Source organism: Planktotalea sp. (genome assembly GCF_039984035.1).
Lineage (GTDB): Bacteria > Pseudomonadota > Alphaproteobacteria > Rhodobacterales > Rhodobacteraceae > Planktotalea.
Map to the genome: position 1 here is coordinate 1 of NZ_JBDWVM010000003.1, position 7,600 is coordinate 7,600.

Annotated in this window: 10 protein-coding genes; 7 read left to right on the forward strand and 3 right to left on the reverse strand. The window is 53.8% G+C overall.

Features of this window, described 5'->3' with window-relative positions; translation table 11 throughout:
• From ABJQ89_RS00100 to ABJQ89_RS00125, 6 genes are all read left to right on the forward strand, one after another.
• The coding region (locus tag ABJQ89_RS00100; RefSeq protein ID WP_348494247.1) for a DHHA2 domain-containing protein at window positions 1-574 on the forward strand (574 nt) is incomplete at its 5' end.
• A gap of 166 nt (window positions 575-740) precedes the next feature.
• Window positions 741-1,613 carry a TIGR01459 family HAD-type hydrolase gene (locus tag ABJQ89_RS00105; RefSeq protein WP_348494248.1) on the forward strand — a complete coding sequence of 291 codons (873 nt, stop codon included), beginning with the start codon at window positions 741-743 and terminating at the stop codon, window positions 1,611-1,613.
• Between the two features lie 103 nt (window positions 1,614-1,716).
• Window positions 1,717-2,160, forward strand: coding sequence for a MaoC family dehydratase (locus ABJQ89_RS00110; protein WP_348494249.1), 444 nt, complete (start codon window positions 1,717-1,719; stop codon window positions 2,158-2,160).
• Window positions 2,161-2,210: 50 nt separating this feature from the next.
• Window positions 2,211-3,149, forward strand: a complete 939-nt coding sequence (locus ABJQ89_RS00115) for a bifunctional riboflavin kinase/FAD synthetase (protein ID WP_348494250.1) — start codon at window positions 2,211-2,213, stop codon at window positions 3,147-3,149.
• Window positions 3,146-3,619 (forward strand): YcgN family cysteine cluster protein, encoded by a 474-nt coding sequence (locus ABJQ89_RS00120; RefSeq protein WP_348494251.1) that lies wholly within the window; start codon window positions 3,146-3,148, stop codon window positions 3,617-3,619. Before ABJQ89_RS00115 ends, ABJQ89_RS00120 begins: the two co-directional genes overlap by 4 nt.
• Entirely contained in the window at window positions 3,619-4,668 is a 1,050-nt protein-coding gene (locus ABJQ89_RS00125; RefSeq protein WP_348494252.1) for a beta-eliminating lyase-related protein, read from the forward strand. Before ABJQ89_RS00120 ends, ABJQ89_RS00125 begins: the two co-directional genes overlap by 1 nt.
• Here ABJQ89_RS00125 and ABJQ89_RS00130 read toward each other — a convergent pair.
• On the reverse strand, window positions 4,646-5,461 hold the full coding sequence (locus ABJQ89_RS00130) for an alpha/beta hydrolase (RefSeq protein ID WP_348494253.1): 816 nt from the start codon (window positions 5,459-5,461) through the stop codon (window positions 4,646-4,648). The two genes, ABJQ89_RS00125 and ABJQ89_RS00130, sit on opposite strands and share 23 nt — an antisense overlap.
• A gap of 3 nt (window positions 5,462-5,464) precedes the next feature.
• Window positions 5,465-6,064 (reverse strand): 2-hydroxychromene-2-carboxylate isomerase, encoded by a 600-nt coding sequence (locus ABJQ89_RS00135; protein ID WP_348494254.1) that lies wholly within the window; start codon window positions 6,062-6,064, stop codon window positions 5,465-5,467.
• Window positions 6,065-6,171: 107 nt separating this feature from the next.
• Here ABJQ89_RS00135 and ABJQ89_RS00140 point away from each other — a divergent pair, with 107 nt between their 5' ends.
• On the forward strand, window positions 6,172-7,188 hold the full coding sequence (locus ABJQ89_RS00140; protein ID WP_348494255.1) for a ribose-phosphate pyrophosphokinase: 1,017 nt from the start codon (window positions 6,172-6,174) through the stop codon (window positions 7,186-7,188).
• A 53-nt stretch (window positions 7,189-7,241) separates the two neighbouring features.
• On the opposite strand, the gene ABJQ89_RS00145 is transcribed toward ABJQ89_RS00140, so the two are convergent.
• On the reverse strand, window positions 7,242-7,600 hold a 359-nt coding region (locus ABJQ89_RS00145; protein WP_348494256.1), incomplete at its 5' end, for a glutathione S-transferase C-terminal domain-containing protein.

Consider the following 7,600-nt stretch of genomic DNA (forward strand, 5'->3'; position numbering starts at 1 on the left):
CGCCTGCACAGCGACAATCATGCACGACCTGATGGGCGACGACGCGGCGAAAATGCCTGAAGCCATGAAGGGTGCAGCGCTGACCTGCATCCTGTCTGACACACTGGAATTCCGCAGCCCAACAACGACCGATCACGATCGCGCCGTTGCAGAAAAACTGGCGGCTGATCTTGGCCTCGACATCCCATCCTACGCGGCGGACATGTTCGCGGCGAAGTCAGATGTGTCTTCTTTCTCTGACGCAGAATTGCTGCGTATGGATTCCAAAGAGTATGAAGTCGACGGTACAAAGTTCCGTGTTTCTGTTCTGGAAACCACATCCCCGGCGACAGTTCTGGATCGCAAAGACAGCCTGATGGAGACAATGACAAGCGTTGCATCCGAAGATGGCGTTGATCAAGTACTGTTGTTTGTTGTCGACATTCTGAACGAGCAAAGCACGCTGCTCGTGCCAAACGATCTGGTGAAAACAGTCGCTGCGAAATCTTTTGAAGCGGACGCGGCAGGTGACACGGTTGTTCTACCGGGCGTCGTCAGTCGCAAGAAACAGATCATCCCAAACCTTAAGGTCTGATTTTTCTCAAATTGATACACCGACATTGTGCGCGCCCTCATCGGGCGCGCACTTTCTTTTTTGGGTATGTGCCTCCGGCGGGGATATTTTTGGAGAGAGGAAAGGGGTGCCGTTTTCAACGCGGCTCGTGTAGCAAGGCACTGTAATTGCTTTGAGGCCCGTCCATATGACCCGTATCGTCCCTACCCTTGCCGAGATTTCACATCAGTATGACGCGTTGTTCGTTGACCTTTGGGGCTGCGTTCATGACGGTATCAAAGCGATGCCCGACGCCGTTGCTGCGTTGCAAACCTATCGCCAAAGCGGCGGCAAAGTTATTTTGGTCACCAATGCCCCGCGCCCACGCGCAGGTGTGCAAAAGCAGCTCGTTCACTTTGGTGTGCCGGATGATGCTTGGGATGACATTGCCACCTCTGGCGATTCGGCGCGTTCGGCAATGTTTCGCGGTGTTGTTGGAGAGAAAATCTACTTTATCGGCGAGGGTCGCGATCAGAGCTTTTTCAAGCCTTTGAACCTGATCGAAAATCCTGTGACCATTGAACAGGTTTCACTAGACGAGGCCGAGGGCATTGTGTGCACGGGTCCTGTTGATCCTAAAGCTGATCTGGATGAGATGCGCCCCCAGTTTCTGTTGGCCAAGCAAAAGGGTCTGAAACTGCTGTGTGCGAACCCCGATATTGTCGTTGATCGCGGCGAAGAGCGGGAATGGTGTGCAGGTGCTTTGGCACAGCTTTATACAGAGATGGGCGGTGAGAGCCTCTATTTCGGAAAGCCGCATCCCCCGATCTATGATCTTGCGCGCCGACGTTTGGCTGCATTGGGCAAGCCGGTCGCTGACGACCGTATCCTTGCGATTGGCGATGGTGTTTTGACAGATATCGCTGGCGCGATGGGCGAAGACATTGATTCCCTCTTCATTACGGGTGGATTGGCTCGCGAAGAGACGAAAACCGTGACCCAACCAGATGAAGATGCTCTCAACGCCTATATAAACAAGGAAATGTCTGCACCAACCTATGCGATTGGCTATCTGAGATAGCAACTTTACCCTTGCAATATGCTGCACTTGCAAAGTAATAAAGTTTCAAGATGATATAATTCAGCGCTATTTTATTGCTTGGCGCATTTTGAAGGGCGGTTTCATGTTGGACAATTTACCACGCGGCACGATTTGCATCGAAGACATCGAAATGGGCATGACGCGCCACCTGCGTAAGGTAGTGACGGATCGCGATATCGAGATGTTTGCTGAGGTGTCCACGGACCACAATCCGGTTCACATGGATGACGCTTATGCCAATGATACGATCTTTGAAGGTCGTATCGCACATGGCATGCTGACGGCTGGGTTGATTTCTGCAGTGATTGGCGAACAATTGCCCGGGCATGGCACGGTTTACATGGGTCAATCGTTGAAGTTTCTTGCGCCTGTGCGCCCCGGCGATATGGTTTTTGCCGAAGTGGAAGTTGTTGACATCGATCACTCCAAACGCCGAGTGAAACTGGATTGCCGTTGCTTAGTAGACGGTAAGAAAGTGCTTATCGGCGAAGCGATGGTTCTTGCGCCGTCCCGTAAGTTCGACTGAGTGATCCCAGCCCCCTTGCGCATCGCTTTTTAGGCCTTTAGGCCAAGGCTATGCGTATTATTCGTGACTATACATTCCTCGATCCAGACGCGCGCGGTGCCAGCGCGGCTATCGGTAACTTCGATGGTGTTCACATTGGACATCAGTCGGTGATCGATCTTGCTCGCAACGCGGGGGCAAATATTGGTGCGCCACTTGGCGTTCTGACATTTGATCCGCATCCGCGCGAATATTTCGCTAAAGACGCCCCACCCTTTCGACTGATGAGCGCTGCCGCAAAAGCGACGCAGCTTGAGAAGATCGGCGTGAAACGTCTGTATCAGCTGAACTTCAACACGCCTTTGGCCGATCTAACCCCAGAAGAATTCGCAACGCGCGTACTTCATGAAGGGTTGGGGTTGCGCCATGTCGTTGTTGGTGCTGATTTTCGTTTTGGGAATAAACGCGCGGGGTCGATTGGCGATCTGTCTCGTTTTGGTAAAGAACTAGGATTTGGTGTTACCGTGGCTGAACTTATTGAAGGCGCCCAAGGGCAAGTTTCATCAACCCGCATCCGCGAAATGCTCACTGAAGGCAAACCACGTGAAGCGGCCGCAATGCTGGGCCATTGGCACCGCATTGAGGGAATTGTCATCGGCGGCGAACAACGTGGTCGCGAGCTAGGCTATCCAACTGCGAACATGTCTATCGATGGTCTGCATCCGCCTAAGTTTGGCGTTTATGCCGTGTTGGTTGACGTGCAAGATGGCCCCCACAAAGGGCGATATCACGGTGTTGCCTCCATGGGTGTGCGCCCAATGTTTGGTGAAAACCTTCCAAATCTCGAAACGTTTATTTTTGACTTTTCCGGCGATCTTTACGGCGCGACGCTGTCCGTTGCTTTGGTTGAATATCTGCGTGGTGAAGAGAAATTTGATGGCCTTGAGGCCTTGATTACGCAAATGGATGCGGACAGCGCGCAGTCGCGCGAAATTTTGGCCGCACTATGAGCGACGATCCAATTGAGCGCGCAGGTCTTGGCACGCGCTTTTGGGAACGCAAAACCATGGCCCAGATGTCCCAGAAAGAATGGGAAGCGCTGTGTGATGGATGCGGCAAATGCTGTTTGAACAAACTTGAGGATGAGGACAGCGGCGAGGTTGCATTGACCAATGTCGCCTGCCGATTGCTCGACGACAGCACCTGTCATTGCTCGCAATATCCTATTCGCCATCAGTTTATTCCCGAGTGCATCGTCATGACGCCCGACAATATCGCCGAGCATCAATATTGGCTGCCACAAACCTGCGCCTATCGATTGGTGTATGAGGGCCGTCCTTTGGAAAAATGGCACCCGCTGATTTCTGGTGATCCAGCGAGCGTTCACGCCGCGGGTGTGTCGGTAAAGGGCAAGACAGTGCCAGAATTTGAAGTGCATGAAGATGAGTGGGAAGAACACATTATCGAGGAGCCCATCTAATGTTTTTTGCTTCTGACAACGCAGGCTATGTTCATCCAGAGGTCTTGGATGCGATCAGCCGCGACAACGCGGGCTACGCGATGCCTTATGGTGCGGATGCCGGCACGCAGCGGGTGCAATCCAAGCTGCGCGATATCTTCGAAGCGCCAGACGCGATGATGCATTTGGTGGCGACAGGAACAGCGGCCAACGCATTAGCGTTGGCTTGTTTGTCGCAACCTTATGAGACTGTGTTCTGTTCCGCCGTGTCACACATCCATGAGGACGAATGCAGCGCGCCAGAGTTTTATTCAGGTGGTGCAAAGCTGACACTGGTGCCCTGCGCCGTTGATAAGATGAGCCCAGATGATCTGCGAAAGGCCATCGCCAATGAGGGCACGCGCGGTGTGCATGGCCCGCAACGCGGCGCGGTGTCGATCACACAAGTCGCTGAAAAGGGGTCAGTGCATACGCTGGATGAGCTCAAGGCGCTTGTTGATGTGGCCAAAGAATTTGATCTGCCTGTGCATCTGGATGGCGCGCGATTTGCCAACGCTATGGCGGCGCTTGGATGTTCTGCAGCGGAAATGACATGGAAGCTTGGCATCGATGCGGTTAGTTTTGGTGGCACCAAGAATGGCTTGATGGGCGTTGAGGCGGTGATCTTCTTTGATCCTGCAAAATCGTGGGAATTTGAACTGCGCCGTAAACGCGGGGCACATTTATTCTCCAAGGGACGCTATCTCGCCGCGCAGATGGACGCCTATTTGACGGATGATCTCTGGCTCAAGAGCGCGGCCTCGGCCAATGCAAACATGGCTCGCCTTGCCGCTGGTTTGCGTGGCCTAGAAGGCGTTCGTTTTTTAGCTGAGCCTGACGCGAATATGGTCTTTGCGTTGATGCCACGCGCGATGCACAGGCGTCTGCATGACGGCGGCGCTGTGTATTACCTTATGAAAGGAAGCCTTGAGGGCAATGATCCAAACGAGCCGCTCTTGTGTCGGCTCGTCTGTGATTGGTCGATCAGTCATGATCAGATCGATCACTTCATTTCGCTGGCTGCTGGCTAACAAAGTTCAGAATTTCCTGCGCAACCGCCTCTGGGCGGGTAAGGGGCGCCATGTGTCCCCCACCCTTGATGCAGGCACGTTGAGCATTTTGCAGACGACGTTCTAGACCCGCACAAACGCTTTCCATTGCTGGACCGCCCTGCCCGCCATCAATGATCGAGGTGGGTATTGAAATTGCCTCGAGCGCGCCAGATCCGATCAAATCGTAGAAATCTTCGTTAACACCGCGATGCCCCGCGCCAATCATGTGGATACGTTCAGATATCGCGGCGCGGCTTTCGGCGCTGAGGCTGTTCCACGGACGGCCATCCCCGTAGGTCTTGGTGAACAAACGTGCAGCAGTCTCCCGATCGCCCTGCTCTAACGCAGATTGGAAATCGCTCAACTGATGCCGCAGGGCGGCAAAGACCTCGGGCGTATCTTTCTTGGCAATGGCCATCATAACAGGTTCGATCAGCACCAAACTGCGCACCATCTCCGGGCGTTCAATCGCCAAACGAAGAGCAACCGTGCCGCCAAAGCTATGACCGATAATATCGAGTGGCTCCGTCAACAGATCGAGCGCCATCTCTGTCACCCGATCTTGAAGATCGCCCTCACCTGTCCAATCCGCCGCACGCCCATGACCGGGTTGATCAAACCCGATCAAGCTAAAGGTATTAGCGAGACTCTGACCCATAGCACCATAAACGCCGCTATGAGCGAGCGAGCAGTGCAAGATCAGCCCCTTACGAGGGCCTGTTCCATAGGTACTTAGGTGGCTCGGGAAATCGGCCAGAACGCGAGCGCTCATGCTTTACAATTCACCCGACAGAACAGCGTCTAGATCATCGAGGCGATCCTGTCCCCAGAACCGTTGATCATCACTTGTGACATAGAACGGTAGGCCGAATGCACCTGCGTTAACCGCATCCTCGAGATTAGCAGCGTAGGTTTCGGCGGATGTCATCATACCGCTGTCCGCGAGACCCGCGTCAAAACCCGCTTCGACAAGGCAGGCGCGGATCACGTCGTCATCGGCGATTTCCTTGTCGTCAGCCCAGACAGAACGGCAGATCGCTTGGGCCAGCTTACCAACATCGCCGCCGCCTGTGCGTTGGGCAGCAATGATCGCATAACCTGCGGGTGCAGCGTTCGTCGGCCAGTGAGCCGGCTTCATGTTCAAGGGCATGCCCGCCTTCTTCACTTGTCGCGGCAATTCTTGCGCGCGGTAGCTCATACGATTGGGATGGCGATCCTTGGGCAGCTGACCACCCGTGCGTGTGAACAGCTGGCCCACGTCCAAGGGTTTGTAATTGATCGTATATCCATGCTTTTCTGCGATCTCTTCCAGACGCGCACCAGCTAAATATGTGTAGGGCGAAAGGGGTGACAAATAGTAGTCAATATGTGGCATCTGGTTTCTCCGGTTATTGTCGCGCTTTGCTGCACGGTAGAGCCATGCTAAGCGGTGTCAACCTCGCGAATCTCTGCGCGCGATCAGGCTGCTAAGGACCACGACTTATGCCAAATCTCACCGATCCCAAACTCATCTCAGGTAATGCCAACAAACCATTGGCGACCGCGATTGCCCGCCGCATGTCGATGCACCGCGGCATGAATGTTGGCCTTGTTGATGGGCGTGTTGAACGCTTTAACGATGGTGAGATTTTCGTTGAAATGTTTGAAAACGTGCGCGGCGAAGATGTGTTCATCATTCAGCCCACGTCAAATCCAGCTAACGACAACCTGATGGAATTGCTGATCATGGCAGACGCGCTGCGCCGCTCTTCTGCACAGCGTATCACAGCGGTTATTCCGTACTTTGGTTACGCCCGCCAAGATCGCCGCACCAAGGCGCGCACGCCCATCACCGCGAAACTGGTTGCCAACATGCTGGTTGAAGCTGGCATTGAACGTATTTTGACGATGGACCTGCACGCGGCGCAAATCCAAGGTTTCTTCGATATTCCGGTGGACAACCTTTACGCATCACCGATTTTCGCGCTCGATATCATGACCAACTTCAAAGATCAGATGGAAGACGTGATGATCGTTTCCCCTGATGTCGGCGGCGTTGCGCGCGCGCGTGAATTGGCCAAACGGATCAACGCACCATTGTCTATCGTAGACAAACGTCGTGAGAAACCAGGTGAGATTGCCGAGATGACCATCATCGGCAACGTTGAAGGCAAATCCTGCATAATCGTCGATGACATCTGCGACACGGCTGGCACGCTCTGTAAGGCGGCTGAAGTGCTTCTGGAGAACGGCGCTAAGGAAGTGCACTCCTACATCTCTCACGGCGTTCTCAGCGGCCCTGCGGTAGAACGCGTGACGAATTCCGTGATGAAGTCTTTGGTAATCACCGACACGATCCAAGCAACAGAGCCTGTGTTGAACGCTCCGAACATTCGTATCGTTCCGACGGCCCCCATGTTTGCGCAAGCGACGTTGAACATCTGGAATGGCACATCCGTTTCATCGCTCTTCGATATGGAAACGCTGGGACCGATTTATGAAGGTCTCTACAACGTCTAAAGGCGTTTCCTTGAAAACGACAAAGGCCGCCGTAGGGCGGCCTTTTTTGTGCGCTAACCGCAGAATGCCGTAGGTTCATCGCCTCGTTTCCACATGGGATATTTCTGCATGATTCCGTTGAAGCGTTCTGACATAAGAAACCGATCAAGCCACTCTCGCAGGTTCGCAGGAGCGTCCTTATCAAATCGCGGGCGATCCACATTGGCGAATTGTCGAATGAAGGGCAGGATCGCAAGGTCAGCCAGACGCGGGTGAGGACCAAATAGATACAACTGATCGCCAAGCTGCTCGCTGAGAGCCACCAAATAGTGCTGCGCGTTTGAGCGTTCTTCATCAGGATCAGTGTCGTGTCTCGAGACGTATTTCGTCCGATCCAAAGCCGTTTTGAAGGGACCATCATTGGCCTCAATCA